This window comes from Pseudomonas sp. Kh14, from assembly GCF_900291005.1.
Classification (GTDB): domain Bacteria; phylum Pseudomonadota; class Gammaproteobacteria; order Pseudomonadales; family Pseudomonadaceae; genus Aquipseudomonas; species Aquipseudomonas alloputida.
In genome coordinates this window covers 50012-67320 of the sequence record NZ_OLKJ01000019.1, presented here as the reverse complement: position 1 = coordinate 67320, position 17309 = coordinate 50012, and the positions used below count along the sequence as shown (strand labels likewise).

Below are 17309 nucleotides of genomic sequence, written 5' to 3'. Positions count from 1 at the left end.
ACTGCAAATCTAAAGTCGTGTACTTCAATGTTTGCTGCGCGACAGCGCAGCCCGGAAGGGCTGGGTGATCTCCTACAACGCACCGCTGGGCACCCCGATTGATGAGCGAGCCTGCGCGCAATGCGCCGCGCGGGCGGCGCTCGACCTGCCAGGCACCACAAGAACTGCGACGAACTCAACGCAACTGCGGCCCCTGGAACCCCATCCACATCGCCAGGTGCTCTGCCACACTGGCACCCACGCGCTTTGAGAAGCGATCAAAAGGCGACTCCTGAACGGTGAAGTCAACCAACTCCTTCTCGCCCACGATCTCACGCGCCACATAGCTGGCACTGCCCAAGCCATCCACCAGCCCCAGCGCCTTGGCCTGCTCACCCGACCAGATCAGGCCGCTGAACAACTCCGGGTGCTGTTTATCCTTCAGGCGCTCGCCCCGCCCCTGCTTGACCATCGCGATGAACTGCTGGTGCGTGGTATCCAGCACGCCCTGCCAGAACCGGGTTTCTTCTGGTTTTTCCGGCGAAAACGGATCAAGGAACGCCTTGTGCTCACCCGATGTATAGGCACGCCGCTCGACCCCTAGCTTCTCCATGGTGCCAACAAAGCCATAACCCGCCGCCGTCACCCCAATGGAACCCACCAGGCTGGCCTTGTCGGCATAGATCTCGTCCGCCGCACTGGCGATGTAATAGGCACCGGAAGCACCAAGGTCAGCGATCACCGCATACAGCTTGATGGCGGGATATTCGGCACGCAGGCGACGGATTTCGTCATACACGTAACCCGCCTGCACCGGGCTGCCACCCGGGCTATTGATGCGCATCACCACCGCCTTGGTCTTGTCGTCCTTGAACGCTTCGCGCAGGCTCTTGACGATGTTATCGGCGCTGGCAGCCTCCTGATCGGCAATCACCCCGCGCACTTCGACCAGCGCGGTATGGCTGGCACTGCGCGAAGCGGCCTTGTCCATGTCCATCAGCGGCGAGAACAACGCCAGAATGCCAAACAGGTAGACGAAGGTCAGCAGCTTGAAGAAGATCCCCCAGCGCCGCGACCGTCGCTGCTCCTGCACGCTGGCCAGCAAGGTCTTTTCCAGCAGCCTCCAGCTGTTGCGCTCTTCGCGCTCCCCGGGCTCGGCCTCAGGGGCTTTCCATTCGTCTGCCATGCTTACCTACCTTGGAAATGGAATTGCGGAACCACCCAGCCACTCGCGCAACTGGGAAAAGTGATCGATGCATACCTGCGGGCCAAACTCGGCCAGCGCCTGCAGCGACATGGCACCATAGCCAACCGCAACCGAATGCATGCCGGCATTGCTGGCCATCTGCAGGTCGAATGCCGAATCTCCGACCATCAGCGCACGCGACGGTTCGACGCCACAATGCCCGAGGATTTCCTCAAGCATCAGCGGGTGTGGCTTGCCACGGGTCTCGTCAGCGGCGCGGGTGATGTCGAAGAACCGCTCCCAGCCATTGGCCTTGAGCACCCGATCCAGCCCACGACGGGCCTTGCCGGTGGCCACCGCCAGGCGGTAACCCTCGGCGCGAAAGGCATCCAGCGACTCGACCACACCATCGAACAACGGCGAAGGCTGCTGATCCAGCGCAACATAGACATCGGCATAGTGCTGGCGGAAGCTGGCAACCTCTGCAGGCGCCAGGTGCGGGTACAGGGTGTGGATCGCCTCGTCCAAGGCCAGGCCGATGATGCCCTTGACCGCATTGTCGCTGCTCTGCGCCTCGCCGGCACGTTCTGCGGCGACATTCATGGCCTCGACGATACGCCCAATGGAATCGGCCAGGGTGCCGTCCCAGTCGAAGATCAGTAGCTCATAGCCTTTTTTCATGGGTCAGGACGCACTCAGACGTTCAACGGTTTTCGCCCAGACCTCATCCACAGGCGCCTCGAGCTTCAATTCACCGCCGTCCGGCAGCGGTACAGTCAACGCGTAGGCATGCAGGAACAGGCGCTTGCCACCCAACTCGCGAATTTCGCGACTGAAGTCTTCGTCGCCGTATTTGCTGTCGCCAGCGATCATGTGCCCGGCATGCAAGGTGTGCACGCGAATCTGATGGGTACGACCGGTGATCGGGCGCGCCTCGACAATGGTGGCAAAGTCGCCAAAGCGGCGCAGCACGCGAAACAGGGTCAGCGCCTCCTTGCCTTCATCGTTCACTTCGACCATGCGCTCACCGGAGCGCAGGTTGCTCTTGAGCAACGGCGCGTTGACCTGCTTTTTCGAGGTGGGCCAGTGGCCGCGCACCAGCGCCATGTAGCGCTTGTCGACACCATCGCCGCGCAGGGCGGCATGCAGGTGGCGCAGCATGCTGCGCTTCTTGGCGATCATCAACAGGCCAGACGTGTCGCGATCCAGGCGATGCACCAGCTCCAGCTCCTTGGCGTCCGGGCGCAACTGGCGCAGCGCCTCGATCACCCCGAAGCTCAGGCCACTGCCGCCGTGCACGGCAATGCCGGCCGGTTTGTTCATCACGATAAGCGCCTTGTCTTCGTAGACAATGGCGGCTTCCAGGCGCTGAAGCAGGCCTTGGGCCACCGGCGCCGGCTCGTCTCGCTCCGGCAAGCGGACGGGCGGAACCCGCACGATGTCGCCGGCCTGGATCTTGTACTCCGGCTTGACGCGGCCCTTGTTGACCCTCACCTCACCCTTGCGCAGGATGCGGTAGACCAGCGTCTTGGGCACGCCCTTGAGGGCCGTGATGAGGAAATTATCGATGCGTTGGCCGGCAAGCTCCGGCGCGACTTCGATCAGCTGAACGCCGGAAGTCGGAGGGGTATTGGTCGTCATTGCGGGATCATAACAATTTTTTATGGAATTGAAGCACTTAATCATTGCTGCTATAGTCGCGAACGCCGCCAAAAGCGGCAGGCCAGCGGCACCAGGCTCTTTGCCGGTCCCTGACCTTCGCAATTCTCCAGGACGCGAGGCCGTCCTACGGGGTTTTCGCCAGTTTACCGAAATGCCTGGAATCGCCACCAGCGCCGTGTAGAGAAGACCGAAAAAAAACGACAAGTGCGGTGTTTCACCTGCTTACCCGATTCTTTTCGCTGCACCTCTGCCCGCGAGTCGCTTCCACGCATCGCCCGGCGAATGCTTCGGAAATACCTGCCTTGGACATGAATGGCGCCAGCGCAGAACCAGCGCTGGCGAAAAATGCAACCCGTTGCGGATTCAGCGCGCGGCAGCACCCGAATTATCAGGGATACGTGCAGGGTGGAGATGCACAGCCCTCGGACCGTGTAGCACCGCGTCCGGCCACCAGCCCACTGACGGCTGGTGAGCGGATAAGGTCCTGAACAGATGCCCTCCGGGCGTCCACGGCTGACGGTTGATTCCTCCTCCTGACTGAGTGCACAAGGCCCGCTTGGTTGATTCGGATACCTATTCGAAGCCACCGGGGCCTTGTTGGCACCGCAGCAAACAGGACGCGTCGTCGCGACAACGGCAGGCTGGGCAACCGGCTGGTGCCGAACGTCGCTCGACACGGGGGTGGCCCGGCCACCCTTTGCGCACCTTGGCACCGACCATGAGACGTCGTGTGTGCCGAACGCCGTTTCCGGCAGCCCGGAAACCGACGGTACAACATGAAAAGAATGCTGATTAACGCGACTCAACCCGAAGAGTTGCGTGTAGCCCTGGTGGACGGCCAACGTCTCTACGACCTGGACATCGAGTCCGGCGCGCGCGAGCAGAAAAAGGCCAACATCTACAAAGGCAAGATCACCCGCATCGAACCCAGCCTCGAAGCCGCCTTCGTCGACTTCGGTTCCGAACGTCACGGCTTCCTGCCGCTGAAAGAAATCTCCCGCGAGTACTTCAAGAAGGCCCCAGAAGGCCGGGTCAACATCAAGGAAGTGCTCAGCGAAGGCCAGGAAGTCATCGTTCAGGTCGAGAAGGAAGAGCGCGGCAACAAAGGCGCCGCCCTCACCACCTTCATCAGCCTGGCCGGCCGCTACCTGGTGCTGATGCCCAACAACCCGCGCGCCGGTGGCATCTCGCGCCGCATCGAAGGCGAAGAGCGCAACGAACTGCGCGAAGCCCTGAACGGCCTGACCGTACCGGGCGATATGGGCCTGATCGTGCGCACTGCCGGCCTTGGCCGCAGCAGCGAAGAAATGCAGTGGGACCTGGATTACCTGCTGCAGCTGTGGACCGCCATCAAGGAAGCGTCCCTGGACCGCGCCGCGCCATTCCTGATCTACCAGGAAAGCAACGTCATCATCCGCGCCATCCGCGACTACCTGCGCCAGGACATCGGCGAAGTGCTGATCGACAGCATCGACGCCCAGGAAGAAGCGCTGACCTTCATCCGCCAGGTGATGCCGCAGTACGCCAGCAAGGTCAAGCTGTACGAAGACAGCGTACCGCTGTTCAACCGCTTCCAGATCGAAAGCCAGATCGAGACGGCCTTCCAGCGCGTGGTCGACCTGCCGTCCGGCGGTTCGATCGTGATCGACCCGACCGAAGCCCTGGTGTCGATCGACATCAACTCGGCGCGCGCCACCAAAGGCAGCGACATCGAAGAAACCGCCCTGCAGACCAACCTGGAAGCGGCCGAGGAAATCGCCCGCCAGCTGCGCCTGCGTGACATCGGCGGCCTGATCGTCATCGACTTCATCGACATGACCCCGGCGAAGAACCAGCGCGCCGTTGAAGAGCGCGTTCGTGAATGCCTGGAAGCCGACCGCGCCCGCGTGCAGGTAGGCCGCATCTCGCGCTTCGGCCTGCTGGAAATGTCCCGTCAGCGCCTGCGCCCATCGCTGGGCGAAAGCAGCGGCATCGTCTGCCCACGCTGCTCCGGCACCGGCATCATCCGTGACGTCGAATCGCTGTCGCTGGCCATCCTGCGCTTGATCGAAGAAGAAGCCCTGAAGGACCGCACCGCCGAAGTACGTGCTCAAGTGCCGATCCCGGTAGCCGCTTTCCTGCTGAACGAAAAGCGTAATTCGATTACCAAGATCGAGCTGCGCACCCGTGCGCGCATCATCATCCTGCCGAACGACCACCTGGAAACCCCGCACTTCGAAGTCCAGCGCCTGCGCGACGACAACCCTGAAGTGCTGAACAACCAGTCCAGCTACGAAATCGCTGCCGCCGAAGCCGAAGAAGCGCCGCAACCGACCGCCACCCGCACCCTGGTACGCCAGGAAGCCGCAGTGAAGACGGCCCCGGCCCGCGCCAACGCACCGGTACCGGCCGCCGCTGAAGAGCCCCAGGCTGCCGCCCCAGTCGCCCCTGCCCCGAGCGCTCCGGAGCCAAGCCTGTTCAAAGGCCTGGTGAAGTCACTGGTGAGCCTGTTCGCCGGCAAGGACGAGCCTGCCGCCGCGCCAGTGGTTCCCGCCGCCGAAAAACCGGCTGCCGAGCGCAGCCCGCGCAACGAAGAACGCCGCAACGGCCGCCAGCAAAGCCGCAACCGCAACGGCCGCCGCGACGAAGAACGCAAACCGCGTGAAGAGCGTGCCGAGCGCGCACCGCGTGAAGAGCGTGCCCCGCGCGAGGAACGCGCCCCGCGCGAAGAGCGTGCACCGCGTGAGGAACGTGCCCCACGTGAAGAGCGTGCACCGCGTGAAGAACGTGCTCCGCGCCAGCCACGCGAAGACCGCCGTAGCAACCGCGGCGAAGAGCGCGTTCGCGAACTGCGCGAGCCGCTGGACGCTACCCCGCCAACCGAACGCGAAGAGCGCCAGCCGCGTGAAGAACGTGTAGCCCGCGAAGAGCGAGCGCCACGTGAAGAGCGCGCACCGCGTGAAGAGCGCGCACCGCGTGAAGAGCGTGCTCCACGTGAAGAACGCGCACCGCGCGAAGAGCGTGCCCCACGTGAAGAACGGGCACCGCGTGAAGAACGCGCCCCTCGCGAAGAACGTGCCCCACGTGAAGAACGCGCCCCTCGCGAAGAACGTGCTCCACGCGAAGAGCGCGCCCCGCGCCCACCACGCGAAGAGCGCCAACCACGCGCTGCCGAAGAAGCAACCGAACAGGCAGCCGAACTGGCCGAAGAGCAACTGCCAGGCGAAGAGCTGCTGCAAGACGAGCAGGAAGGCACCGATGGCGAGCGCCCGCGCCGCCGCTCCCGTGGCCAGCGTCGTCGCAGCAACCGTCGTGAGCGTCAGCGCAATGCCAATGGCGAGCTGATCGACGGCAGTGAAGAAGAAGGCAGCGAAGAGCAGCCACAACAGCACCAGGCCACCGAGCTGGGTGCCGAACTGGCTGCCGGCCTTGCCGTGACGGCTGCTGTCGCAAGCAGCAACATCAGCTCCGACGCAGAAGCCCAGGCCAACCAGCAGGCCGAGCGCGCCACCGCTGAAGTCGCCGCCGTTGCGGAAACCGACAACAGCGAAGCCGCCCAACCGGTCGAGCAGGTCGAAGCGGTCACCAAAGCTGAAGAAGCGTCCGTGGCCCCAGCGGTCGAGCAGCCGGTCACCGAGCCAGTGGCCGCAGCCGCGGCAACTGCCGAGCCTGTGGTCGAAATGGCCCCGCAGCCTGTCGCTGAAAATGCACCTGCTGTTGAGCCGGTCGTGGTTGCAGAAACCGTGGTCACTGAAACCCCAGCAGAAGCCCCAGCGGTAGAAGCCGGTGAAATCGAACAGGCCCCGGCCGTGGCCGAAGTCACTCCGGTTGCCGTACAGCCTGCCCCGGTTGTCGAAGCCCAGCCAGAAGTGGTGGCCGAGCCTGCACCGGCACCTGCAGTGGTCGAACCTGCCACTGTCATGCTGGCCAACGGCCGCGCACCGAACGACCCACGTGAAGTGCGTCGCCGCAAGCGCGAGGCCGAGGCTGCTGCCAAAGCGGCACAGGAAGCTGCTGCAGCTTCCCAGGAACCAGCCTTGGAAACCGCCGATGAGCACAAACCTCATCACGGCTGATAGCCAAAGCTGAATGAAAAAGCCCCGCCAGTGCGAACTGGCGGGGCTTTTTTTGGTTTGCCTGACTGGCCTCTTCGCGGGTAAACCCGCTCCTACGGGAGGTTCACAGCCGGCAAATCAGTAAAGATTAGGCTCCATCTCCAACTCAACCCCAAACCGCTCGAAGATATCCGCCTGAATCTTGCGCGCGAGCGCATGCATCTGCGCCCCGCTCGCCTGGCCATAGTTGACCAGCACCAGCGACTGCAAGCGATGTACGCCAGCATCACCCTCACGATGACCCTTCCAGCCCGCCTGCTCAATCAACCAGCCCGCCGCCAGTTTCACCTGGCCATCCGCTTGGGGGTAAGCCACAACCGCGGGATACTGCGCACGAATTCGCTCGACCAGATCAGCCGTTACCACCGGGTTCTTGAAGAAGCTCCCGGCATTGCCAAGCTCTACCGGATCTGGCAGCTTCTCGCGGCGAATGCTGCAGATTGCATCACTGATCGCTTGCGCGGTCAGCTCGATCACCCCCTGCTCAGACAGGCGTTGGCGCACCGGGCCGTAATCCAGATGAGCGTGCAGGGTGCGGGTCAAGGCAAAGCGCACACGCAGGATCAACCAGCGGCCGGGGTTGCGCTTGAAAAGGCTGTCGCGATAGGCGAAAGCACATTCTGCCAAACCGAAGTCACGCAGCTCGCCCGTCTCACGGTCCAGGGCTGTCAACCCGGCGAATACGTCCTTGATCTCCACCCCGTATGCGCCCACGTTCTGCATCGGCGCAGCACCGACGGTGCCGGGGATCAGGCTGAGGTTCTCCAGCCCGCAATAGCCCTGCGCCAGCGCCCACTGCACAAACGCGTGCCACGGCTCACCGGCCTCGGCTTCGACCACGATACACTCGCCATCGTCACTGAGCACACGCCGACCGCGGCTGGCCATGTGCAGCACCAGTGCATCGATATCACGGGTCAGCAGCAGGTTGCTGCCACCCCCGATCACCAGTACCGGCAAGCCTCTTTGCTGTGCCTGGCCCAGCGCCTGACGCACCTGCTGGTCGTCCTGCACCTGGCTGAAATAGCGCGCCTTCACGTCGATGCCGAAGGTATTGTAAGGCTTGAGCGATACCTGCTCCTGCCACTGCACTGTCATAGACGCCCCTTGATTTCCAGTACCAGCGCCTGGCAAGCCGCTTCCACCAGATCCAGCACCTGCTCGAAGCCATCGGCGCCACCGTAGTAAGGGTCTGGCACTTCATCCAGTGCTGCACCGTAGCGGCGCAGGAACAGGTCGAGTTCACCCTCTGCCGTGGACGGGCGCAGGGCCCGCAGATCGCGCAGGTTGTGCTCATCCATGGCCAACACCAGGTCGTATTCGGCGAAGTGCGATGCCTTGACCTGTTGGGCGCGTTGCTGCGACAGATCATAACCACGCGCCAGCGCCGCCTTGCAGGTGCGGCTGTCTGGGGCCTTGCCGACATGCCAATCGCCGGTGCCGGCAGAAGCCACCTGCACCTTGTCGGCGAGCCCGGCGGCCTGCAATTGATAGCGCAGCACGCCTTCGGCAGTGGGCGAGCGGCAGATATTGCCCAGGCACACGAACAGGACGCGCATCAGGCCTCCAGCAAGCGCCGTACGCGCTCCAGATCCTCAGGGGTATCGACACCCACGGCAGGTGCCTCGATGGCGTCCTCGATGTGAATGCGCACGCCGTGCCACAGGGCACGCAGCTGCTCCAGCGCTTCAGACTGCTCAAGCCAGCATGGGCCCCAGCTGACGAAGTCGTGCAGGAAGCCGACACGGTAGGCGTACATGCCAATATGGCGGCGATATGGCACCCCTTCCGGCAGCACGTCGCGGGCCTTGGCAAAGGTATCGCGGGCCCAGGGCAGCGGCGCTCGGCTGAACGTCAGGGCCAGGCCGTTCTTGTCACTCACCACCTTGACCGCGTTAGGGTTGAACACGGTTTCCGGCTCATGGATCGGCTCGGCCAAGGTGGCGATGCCCGCTTCCGGATGCGCAGCCAGGTTGGCCGCCACCTGATCGATGATCACCGGCGGGATCAGCGGCTCGTCGCCCTGCACGTTGACCACGATGGCGTCAGCCGGCAAACCGAGATACGCGGCCACTTCGGCCAGACGGTCAGTGCCCGATTCATGATCGGCACGGGTCATCAGCACTTCGGCGCCGAAGGCCTGGCAGGCTTCAAGGATGCTGGTGTCGTCGGTGGCGATGACCACACGGCTGGCACCGCTCTTGCGGGCCTGCTCCCACACATGTTGCACCATCGGCTTGCCGGCAATCAGCAGCAGCGGTTTGCCTGGCAGGCGGGTGGAGCGCAGCCGGGCGGGGATTACAACCGTAAATTCAAGGCTCATTTGTCAAGACGCTCGTCGTCGGTCAGGGTGCGTGCCTCGCTTTCCAGCATGACCGGGATACCGTCGCGAATCGGGTAGGCCAGGCCAGCGCCCTTGCTGATCAGCTCGGTCTTGTCGGCGCTCAGCTTGAGCGGGCCCTTGGTGATCGGGCAGGCCAGGATATCGAGCAGTTTGGTGTCCATTGGAGGCTTCCTTTAGGCCAGGTGGCCGGAAATTGAAAATGGGCTCAGGGTTTGCGCAACAAGCGTTGCAACTGGTTGTCGAACCAGGCGCTGAAAGCCGGCGTAGGCTGCGCTTCGACGGCCAGGTACCACCAGTCGTCAGCGGCAAAGGCCCGGCATTTCACCGCGTCCTTCTCGGTCATGACCAGCGGTAGTGGCGGGCTGAAAGCCAGGCTCCGGGCACTGAACTGCGCATGGTCGGCGAAGGGATGCGGCACCGGCTGCCAGTTTAGCCCCAGCAGGGTGTTGAAGAAACGTTGCGGGTTGCCGATACCGGCCACCGCATGCAGGCGCTGGCCGGCGGGGAAATGGTCGAGCGCACGGCGCTCGCCAGTGCGCACGTTGACCAGGGCGGACGGCTGCAGACGGAAACCAAAACCATCGGTGCGGTCTTCGCTGGCGCCGTTGAACAGCACCGCGTCAGCCTCACGCAAGCGGTCGGCCGGCTCACGCAACGGCCCCGCCGGCAGGCAGCGGCCATTGCCCAGGCCGCGGGCAGCGTCGATCAGCACCAGTTCCAGGTCACGGGCCAGGCGGTAATGCTGCATACCGTCGTCGCACAGGATCAGGTCGAGGGGTTCGCTTGCCAGCAATGCCTGCACGGCACGGGAGCGATCGGGGTCGATCATCAGTGGCACGCCAGTGCGTTGCACGATCAGCAGCGGCTCGTCGCCCGCCTGATCGGCCGCCTGATCGGCCTGCACCCGCCAGGGCAGCTGTGGAGGCTTGGCACCATAACCGCGGCTGACCACACCCACCTTCAGCCCCTGCTGGCGGCAGTGTTCGATCAGCCAGAGGATCATCGGCGTCTTGCCGGTGCCACCGACGGTGATGTTGCCCACCACAATGACCGGTACCGGTGCTCGGTAGCTGGCACTGTCACCCCTTAGAAAACGTGCCCGCTTGCGCGTGACCACGCGGCGATACAAGGCCTCCAGCGGACGCAGCAGCGCCAGCGCCGGATGCCCGGCGTACCAGGCAGCGAGCAAGCGGTCGGCGAACGCCATCAAGGCGTGCCCTGGGCCGCCTCGACGGTGGTCATGCGCAACTGGCTGAAACCGAGCTTGCCGGCAGCATCCATTGCGGTGACCACAGCCTGGTGCGGGGTCTTGCCGTCGGCGCTAATGGCCAGCGGCAGCGTGTTGTCGCCGCCCGACTCGCGCTCTATGGCCTCGCTCAGGGTGGCCAGGTCGCTTTTGGGCAGCAGGTGGTTGTTCACCGAATACACGCCTTCGGCGCTGATGGTGATTTCTACCAGCTTGCCCGGGTCGGCCGGCGCCGGCTCGGCGCTGGTGGCTTCGGGCAGCTCGACGCGAAGTTGCGTTTCGCGGGTGAAGGTAGTGGTAACCACGAAGAACAGAAGCAGGACGAACACCACGTCGATCAGCGACGCCAGGTTGATGTCGACGTTCTCCCGCTGGCGATTGCGCCGGAACTTCACGCCTTGCCTCCGGCCACTTCCACTTCACGGTCACCCTGGATCACTTCCACCAACTTGATCGCCTCCTGCTCCATGCCGATCACCAGTTCATCGATGCGGCGCAGCAGGAAGCGGTGGAAGAACACCGCCGGGATACCGACCATCAGGCCAGCCGCAGTGGTGACCAGGGCCTTGGAGATGCCACTGGCCAGCACGGCGGCGTTGGCGGTCATCTGCGAGCCCATGAAGGCGCTGAAAATGTCGATCATGCCCAGCACGGTGCCCAGCAGGCCGAGCAGAGGCGCCATGGCGGCGATGGTGCCGAGGGTGCTGATGTAGCGCTCCAGTTCATGGATGACGCGCGAGGCGGCCTCCTCGATGCACTCTTTCATGATCTCCCGACCGTGACGCGAATTGGCCAGGCCCGCCGCGAGGATTTCACCCAGTGGCGAATCGGCACGCAGGGCCTTGAGCTTGTCACTGGTCAGTTGCTTGTCCTTGATCCACATCCATACCTGGCCCAGCAGGTGCGGCGGGGTGACGCGACTGGCGCGCAAGGTCCACAGGCGTTCGACGACGATAGCCATGGCAGCGATGGAGCTCAGAATGATCGGCAGCATCATCCAACCACCGGACTTGACCAATTCCCACACAATAAACGCCCCTTCGGAAAAAGGCCGCCACTCTACCATAGGCGCGCCGAGGGCTCATCTGCCGGAGGTCAGGGAATTCGGCTGTCAGGCGACCGGGTCGGGCCTCTGGGCCGTGCAGTAACTGTGCGGGTTTACCCGCGAAAGGGCCAGATCAGCCACCACCAACATCACGCCAGAATCGCCGCTGTCGGCGCACACCCTCAACCTCCCCATGCCGCCCCAGCACCAACCGCAATGCCCCCTCCACTGCCGTATCATGCATCACCACTCCATGCCGCCCATACCGCTCGACCACCTGCACGTGCGGATGCCCGAAGCTGTTGTTGCGCCCCCGCGAAATCAATACCCCGCGCGGTGCGGTAGCCCGGACGAACGCCTCGGTGGACGAGCTGCGGCTGCCATGATGCGGCGCCTGCAGCCAGTCGATACGCGGCACTTCAGTGTCCGCCAGCCAGGCCCGTTCGGCAGCAGCTTCCATATCCCCCGCCAGCAGCAAGCGCTCGCCCTGCGCCTCGACCAACAGCACACAGGAACGGTCATTACTGCTCTGCCCGTCCACCCAGCGCCACAGCGAAAAGCGCACGCCATCCCAATCCCATTGCTCGCCACTGGCACAAGGCTGCAAGGGAATATCAACCAGCGCTTCCCCACCGATTATCCGCTTGATCGGCAAACCACGCGCAATGGCTCCGGCCCCGCCCGCATGATCGGCATGCGCATGGCTGATCACCATCACGTCAAGGCCGCCCACCCCCAGCTTGCGCAAGGTTGGCAGCACCACGCGTTCCCCCAAGTCGCTTTCCCCCCTGGCCGGCCCGGCATCGTAGAGCAGGCTGTGATGCCGCGTACGCAATAGCACCGCCAACCCCTGGCCAACATCCAGCTGCCAGACCTCGACCTGGCCGAACGGCACCGGCTCCCGGGGCACCCACAGCGCCAGCAGCATCACCCCTCCCAACCCGCGCAGCGGCACACCACGGGGCAGCAAAATCAACAGCGCACCCAGACATACCAGCAGCCAGGCCCACAACGGCAGGGCCGGCGGCACCCATGCCGGGCGCTGCTGCGCCACCAGCGCCAGCCCGCGGAACAGCACATCCAGCAGGCCACCTGCCAGCCAGAGCAACGCCTCGCCAACGCCCGCCAGCGGCAACATCAGCGTGCCCAGCAACGCCAACGGCAAGACCGCCAGGCTGACCCACGGCACCGCCACAAGGTTGGCCAGCGGCGCACTGAGGCTCACCGGCAAGCCGGTGGCCAGCAACACCGGCAGCAAGCCGACGGCGATCACCCATTGCGCACGCGTCCAGGCCTGCCAGGGCCGCCAACCACCCAACCGGGCACTGAAGCAGTAGATGAGCGTGGCCACGGCGGCGAACGACAGCCAGAACCCAGGCAGCAACGCCGCCAGTGGCTCGAAGACAAGCACAGCGACCAGTGCAACCAGCAACGGAAAAAAAACGCCAAGGTGGCGAAAGCGCAGACGCCAGAGCAGCACCACGGCTAGCATCAGGCAGGCCCGCTGCACTGGCACCCCACCGCCAGCCAGCCACCCGTAGGCCAGCGCTGCGGCCATGGCCAGGCCGCAGGCCCAGGGTAACCACGGTAGCCTTGCCGGCCATAGCCCCCAACGCGCCAGCCCGGCAACCAGGCCATAGAGCAAACCGGCGACCAGGCCGATGTGCTGGCCGGAAATCACCAGCAGGTGCACCGTGCCGGTGGCCTGCAACGTCTGCCAGTCCTCCCGGGCCAGGCCCGCACCATCGCCAAGCACCAGGGCCACCAGCGCTGCCTGTCGGCCATTGGCTTCGACCATCAGCAAGCGCTGACGCAGCGCATCGCGCCAACCACCGGCGACTGGCGCCAGCAACTGCCCCGCCTTGACCGTACCCGTAGCGCCCACCCGTCGCGCCAGCAACTGCGCTTCACGGTCGGGCCCATGCGGGTTCAGCAGCCCGTCCGGGCGCTGCAAGGTCACCGCCAGCCGCCACTGCTCGCCCGCCCGCAGCGGCGGCCCGTCGAACCAGCTCAGTTGCAAGCGCTGAGGCAGTTCGGCCCGCCGCGAGCGTGGCGCTTCCAGTTCGAAACGCACGCATTGTGCTGTGCGGGCCGGCAAACCCGCCACCCGCCCTTCCAGCCACAAGGTGCGCCCCTCCAGGCCGGCAGCCAGACGATCATCAAGGGCCTGCTGAGCAGACCCGCACGCCCAACACAAGCCCAGCAGAAACCAACCCAGTGGCCAGACGCGGGTAAACAGGCTGCCGACAGCGCAGGCTGCCAGGGTTATCAACCATCCGACCGATGGCAATGCAGGAAGAAAGCCCAGGCACAACAGCCCGAGCGCGAGCGCAAACATCCCTGTGCGCATGAGGTAGAGCTCCAGAAGGCGAATCACCTCCTGAGGCATAGCCCAATTGCCGGCAACGCTTGCTCAACAATTGTCACAAACTCTAAACGAGTCGGAGCAGGATTAAGGGCATACTGCCAGGGTCAACGCTCCGGGAGCCTACATGCCGCGCCGACTTTTCAAACGCTACATGCCGGACCCGACCAGCATTCGGGAACACAAGTCCTTACGCTTTTTCGGCAAGTTGCTGCACGATCCCAACCTCTGGCACCTGAACCGCCATTCGGTGGCCAGAGCCATGGGTGTGGGCCTGTTCGCGGCGCTTATTCCCATCCCGATGCAAATGCTGCTGGCGGCGGCCTTGGCGATCCCGGTGCGCGGCAACCTGCCGGTCGCCGTCAGCCTGGTGTGGCTGACCAACCCGTTGACCATGCCGCCGGTGTTCTTCGTCACCTACATGACCGGGGCCTGGCTGATGCAGGTGCCGCCGCGCACCCTGCCCGACGAACTGACCTTCCAGTGGATCACCGACCAGCTGTCGACGCTGTGGCAACCCTTCCTGCTCGGCTCGGTGGTGTGCGGCGTGGTGCTGGGCATCCTTGCCTACTTCTCCACCATGTTCTACTGGCGCTGGTGGGTGGGCCGGCAGTGGCGTCGTCGCCAATGCCGGTGCAAGGCTTCAGGCCCGCATGCCGCGGCCGCTGACCAGCAAGCGAACGCAAACAACGTAGAGCACCGCAGTAGCCACCAGCATGAAGGTGATCGCCGTGCCAATGCTGATATCCGACACCCCTAGAATGCCGTAGCGGAACGAGTTGACCATGTGCAGCACCGGGTTGGCCAACGACACGGTCTGCCAGAACGGCGGCAGCAGGTTGATCGAGTAGAACACCCCGCCCAGGTAGGTCAGCGGCGTCAGCACGAAGGTCGGGATGATCGAGATGTCGTCGAAGTTGCGCGCAAACACTGCGTTGACGAACCCAAGCAGCGAAAAGATGGTGGCCGTCAGCAGCACAACCACCACGGTCACGCCCAGGTGGTGCACCTGCAGGTCGGTGAAGAACATCGACAGGATGGTCACGATCACACCCACCGCCAAACCACGCAGCACCCCACCCAGCACATAGCCGACGAGAATGGTGTGCGGCGACACCGGCGACACCATCAGTTCTTCGATCGAGCGCTGGAACTTGCTGCCGAAAAAGCTCGACACCACGTTGCCGTAGGAGTTGGTGATCACCGACATCATGATCAGCCCCGGCACGATGTACTGCATGTAGGTGAAGCCACCCATGTCGCCGATCTGCCGGCCAATCAGGTTACCGAAGATGACGAAGTACAGGACCATGGTGATCGCTGGCGGCAGCAACGTTTGCGGCCAGATGCGCAGAAAGCGCCGCACTTCGCGGTAGACGATGGTGTTCAGGGCGACCCAGTTGGTGCGCAGTTCCACACTCATACGGCCACCTTCGACAGGTTTTTTTCCACCAGGGACACGAACAGCTCCTCGAGTCGGTTGGTCTTGTTGCGCAGGCTCTGCACTTCGATGTTCTGCAGCGCCAGCTGGCCGAACAGCGCGGTGATGCCGATGTCCTTCTCCACCTGCACTTCCAGGGTATGCGGGGTCAGCAGCCGGCACGGGTAGCCCTGCAGTACCGGCGCCGCGGCCAGGTCCTGCTTGAGGTCGAGCACGAAGGTTTCGACATGCAGCTTGCCCAGCAACTGGCGCATGCTGGTGTTCTCGACGATGGTGCCATGGTCGATGATGCCGATGTTACGGCACAGCTGTTCAGCCTCTTCCAGGTAGTGGGTGGTGAGGATGATGGTGATGCCCTTCTGGTTCAGCTCGGTGAGGAAGCTCCACATCGAGCGGCGCAGCTCGATATCCACCCCGGCGGTAGGTTCGTCCAGGATCAGCAGCCGCGGTTCGTGGATCAATGCACGGGCAATCATCAGACGCCGCTTCATGCCGCCGGACAACGAACGCGACTGCACATCACGTTTGTCCCACAAGCCCAGCTGGGTCAGGTACTGCTCGGCGCGCTCCTTGGCCAGCTTGGGCGGGATGCCGTAGTACCCGGCCTGGGTGACGACGATGTCGAAGGTCTTTTCGAACTGGTTGAAGTTGAACTCTTGCGGCACCACGCCCAGGCAACGCTTGAGCGCGGAGGGCTCGCGGTCCAGGTCGTGACCGAACACGTTCACTGTGCCGCTGGTCTTGTTCACCAGGGTCGAGAGAATGCCGATGGTGGTGGATTTACCGGCACCGTTGGGGCCGAGCAAGGCGAAGAAGTCGCCTTCGGCAACATCGAGGTCGATGCCTTTGAGGGCCTGAAAGCCATTGCCGTAGGTCTTGGTCAGCTGTCGGATGGACAGGGCGGAACTCATAGCGGGTCACTTACCGAAGAAAAAGGTGCAGGACACGCCAGGTAAAGTCACTGGCGCAGTGAGTGCAGCCATGGTGCTAGGCCAGGCTGCACAAGTACAGTCACATCTATTGATAATGACTATCGAAGCGGGTTCAAGTGAGCGCGGTCATCACTGCGGCCTGGTAGGCCGGGCGTTGCTTCAGGCGTTCATACCAGGCTTGAAGGTGGTACATGGCCGGGCGCTCGATGGGCAGTTCGAACCAGGCATAGATGAAGCTACCCAGTGGGATGTCGCCCATGCCGATCTGGTCACCGGACAGGTACGGCTGATTGGCCAGGGTTTCGTCGGCAATAGCCAGTAATTGCGCGCACTGCTTGTGCGCGGCGTTGATTGCCACCCAGTCGCGCTGGTCTTCCGGCGTGCGCAGCAGGCCCCAGAACAGCGGGCGGAAGGGTGCGGCGAAGGACGATGTGGTCCAGTCCATCCACTTGTCGGCCAGGGCGCGCTGGCGTGGGTCTGCCAGATACCAGCCCTGCTCCGTGCCATACTCCGCGCACAGGTAGCGAACGATGGTGTTGGACTCCCACAAAGTCAGGTCGCCGTCTTCGAGCATCGGCACCAGGCCGTTGGGGTTGCGGGCGCGGTAGTGCGGCTCGTTGACCACGCCGAAGGCGCCGCCGGCGTCGATGGATTCGAAGTCCAGGCCCAACTCGTGGGCGATCCACAGCGCCTTGCGCACATTGCTCGAATTCTTGCGGCCCCAGATCTTCAGCATGGCAACATCCTTTTGAATGCGGAGGTGGCACAGTCTACTCCAGACCTTCACCGCCTGTACTGGCCTCTTCGCGGGCAAGCCCGCTCCCACAGGATCACCACCGTCTTCACGTCACCGGTATTCCTGCATGGGTTTTACCTGCAAATAGGCCGAGCCTGCCAGCCAATCCCCGGTCATTCACCGTCGCAGCCGCCACCACATTCATCAATCGGTGGCATCGCCACGTTCCGTTGTAGGAGCGGGTTCACCCGCGAAAGGGCCGGACCTGCCGGCCAATAT

The 17309-nt window shown here is 63.8% G+C and carries 16 protein-coding genes; 2 read left to right on the top strand and 14 right to left on the bottom strand.

Annotation, left to right across the window (positions count from 1 at the left end; genetic code table 11):
* Positions 1-175: 175 nt before the first annotated feature.
* The 3 genes from FQ668_RS08880 to rluC are packed head-to-tail and all read right to left on the bottom strand — an operon-like array spanning position 176 to position 2806.
* Positions 176-1165, bottom strand: a complete 990-nt coding sequence (locus FQ668_RS08880; protein ID WP_014591929.1) for a S49 family peptidase — start codon at positions 1163-1165, stop codon at positions 176-178.
* 6 nt (positions 1166-1171) lie between these two features.
* The gene (locus FQ668_RS08875) at positions 1172-1846 is read right to left on the bottom strand and encodes an HAD family hydrolase (protein ID WP_019437409.1); all 675 of its coding nucleotides are present in this window, start codon (positions 1844-1846) and stop codon (positions 1172-1174) included.
* 3 nt (positions 1847-1849) lie between these two features.
* Positions 1850-2806 carry a 23S rRNA pseudouridine(955/2504/2580) synthase RluC gene (rluC, locus tag FQ668_RS08870; protein WP_003247149.1) on the bottom strand — a complete coding sequence of 319 codons (957 nt, stop codon included), beginning with the start codon at positions 2804-2806 and terminating at the stop codon, positions 1850-1852.
* Positions 2807-3603: 797 nt separating this feature from the next.
* On the opposite strand from rluC, the gene rne reads away from it, so the two are divergent.
* Positions 3604-6882: a ribonuclease E gene (gene rne, locus FQ668_RS08860; protein WP_019437411.1), complete on the top strand. Its 3279-nt coding sequence runs from the start codon at positions 3604-3606 to the stop codon at positions 6880-6882.
* 117 nt (positions 6883-6999) lie between these two features.
* On the opposite strand, the gene murB is transcribed toward rne, so the two are convergent.
* The 8 genes from murB to FQ668_RS08820 form a co-directional block, all read right to left on the bottom strand.
* Positions 7000-8019 (bottom strand): UDP-N-acetylmuramate dehydrogenase, encoded by a 1020-nt coding sequence (gene murB, locus FQ668_RS08855; protein WP_019437412.1) that lies wholly within the window; start codon positions 8017-8019, stop codon positions 7000-7002.
* Positions 8016-8480, bottom strand: coding sequence for a low molecular weight protein-tyrosine-phosphatase (locus FQ668_RS08850; RefSeq protein WP_014591934.1), 465 nt, complete (start codon positions 8478-8480; stop codon positions 8016-8018). The genes murB and FQ668_RS08850 overlap by 4 nt, the downstream gene beginning before the upstream one ends.
* Entirely contained in the window at positions 8480-9244 is a 765-nt protein-coding gene (kdsB, locus tag FQ668_RS08845; protein ID WP_144180024.1) for a 3-deoxy-manno-octulosonate cytidylyltransferase, read from the bottom strand. The genes FQ668_RS08850 and kdsB overlap by 1 nt, the downstream gene beginning before the upstream one ends.
* Complete coding sequence (locus FQ668_RS08840) at positions 9241-9426, bottom strand: Trm112 family protein (RefSeq protein ID WP_003247142.1); 186 nt, start codon at positions 9424-9426, stop codon at positions 9241-9243. Before FQ668_RS08840 ends, kdsB begins: the two co-directional genes overlap by 4 nt.
* 44 nt (positions 9427-9470) lie before the next feature.
* Positions 9471-10472: a tetraacyldisaccharide 4'-kinase gene (gene lpxK, locus FQ668_RS08835; protein ID WP_014591936.1), complete on the bottom strand. Its 1002-nt coding sequence runs from the start codon at positions 10470-10472 to the stop codon at positions 9471-9473.
* Complete coding sequence (locus tag FQ668_RS08830; protein ID WP_014591937.1) at positions 10472-10906, bottom strand: biopolymer transporter ExbD; 435 nt, start codon at positions 10904-10906, stop codon at positions 10472-10474. The genes lpxK and FQ668_RS08830 overlap by 1 nt, the downstream gene beginning before the upstream one ends.
* On the bottom strand, positions 10903-11538 hold the full coding sequence (locus FQ668_RS08825) for a MotA/TolQ/ExbB proton channel family protein (protein WP_026031862.1): 636 nt from the start codon (positions 11536-11538) through the stop codon (positions 10903-10905). The genes FQ668_RS08830 and FQ668_RS08825 overlap by 4 nt, the downstream gene beginning before the upstream one ends.
* Positions 11539-11689: 151 nt before the next feature.
* Positions 11690-13906 (bottom strand): DNA internalization-related competence protein ComEC/Rec2, encoded by a 2217-nt coding sequence (locus tag FQ668_RS08820; RefSeq protein ID WP_144180021.1) that lies wholly within the window; start codon positions 13904-13906, stop codon positions 11690-11692.
* Between the two features lie 142 nt (positions 13907-14048).
* Here FQ668_RS08820 and FQ668_RS08815 point away from each other — a divergent pair, with 142 nt between their 5' ends.
* Positions 14049-14681 (top strand): DUF2062 domain-containing protein, encoded by a 633-nt coding sequence (locus FQ668_RS08815; RefSeq protein ID WP_019437414.1) that lies wholly within the window; start codon positions 14049-14051, stop codon positions 14679-14681.
* On the opposite strand, the gene FQ668_RS08810 is transcribed toward FQ668_RS08815, so the two are convergent.
* The 3 genes from FQ668_RS08810 to FQ668_RS08800 all read right to left on the bottom strand — a co-directional run bounded on the left by FQ668_RS08810 (position 14565) and on the right by FQ668_RS08800 (position 17030).
* Positions 14565-15344 carry an ABC transporter permease gene (locus FQ668_RS08810; RefSeq protein ID WP_003247128.1) on the bottom strand — a complete coding sequence of 260 codons (780 nt, stop codon included), beginning with the start codon at positions 15342-15344 and terminating at the stop codon, positions 14565-14567. The two genes, FQ668_RS08815 and FQ668_RS08810, sit on opposite strands and share 117 nt — an antisense overlap.
* Positions 15341-16273: an ABC transporter ATP-binding protein gene (locus FQ668_RS08805; RefSeq protein ID WP_010952922.1), complete on the bottom strand. Its 933-nt coding sequence runs from the start codon at positions 16271-16273 to the stop codon at positions 15341-15343. The genes FQ668_RS08810 and FQ668_RS08805 overlap by 4 nt, the downstream gene beginning before the upstream one ends.
* Before the next feature lie 133 nt (positions 16274-16406).
* Positions 16407-17030, bottom strand: coding sequence for a glutathione S-transferase (locus tag FQ668_RS08800; protein ID WP_014591940.1), 624 nt, complete (start codon positions 17028-17030; stop codon positions 16407-16409).
* Positions 17031-17309: the final 279 nt, after the last annotated feature.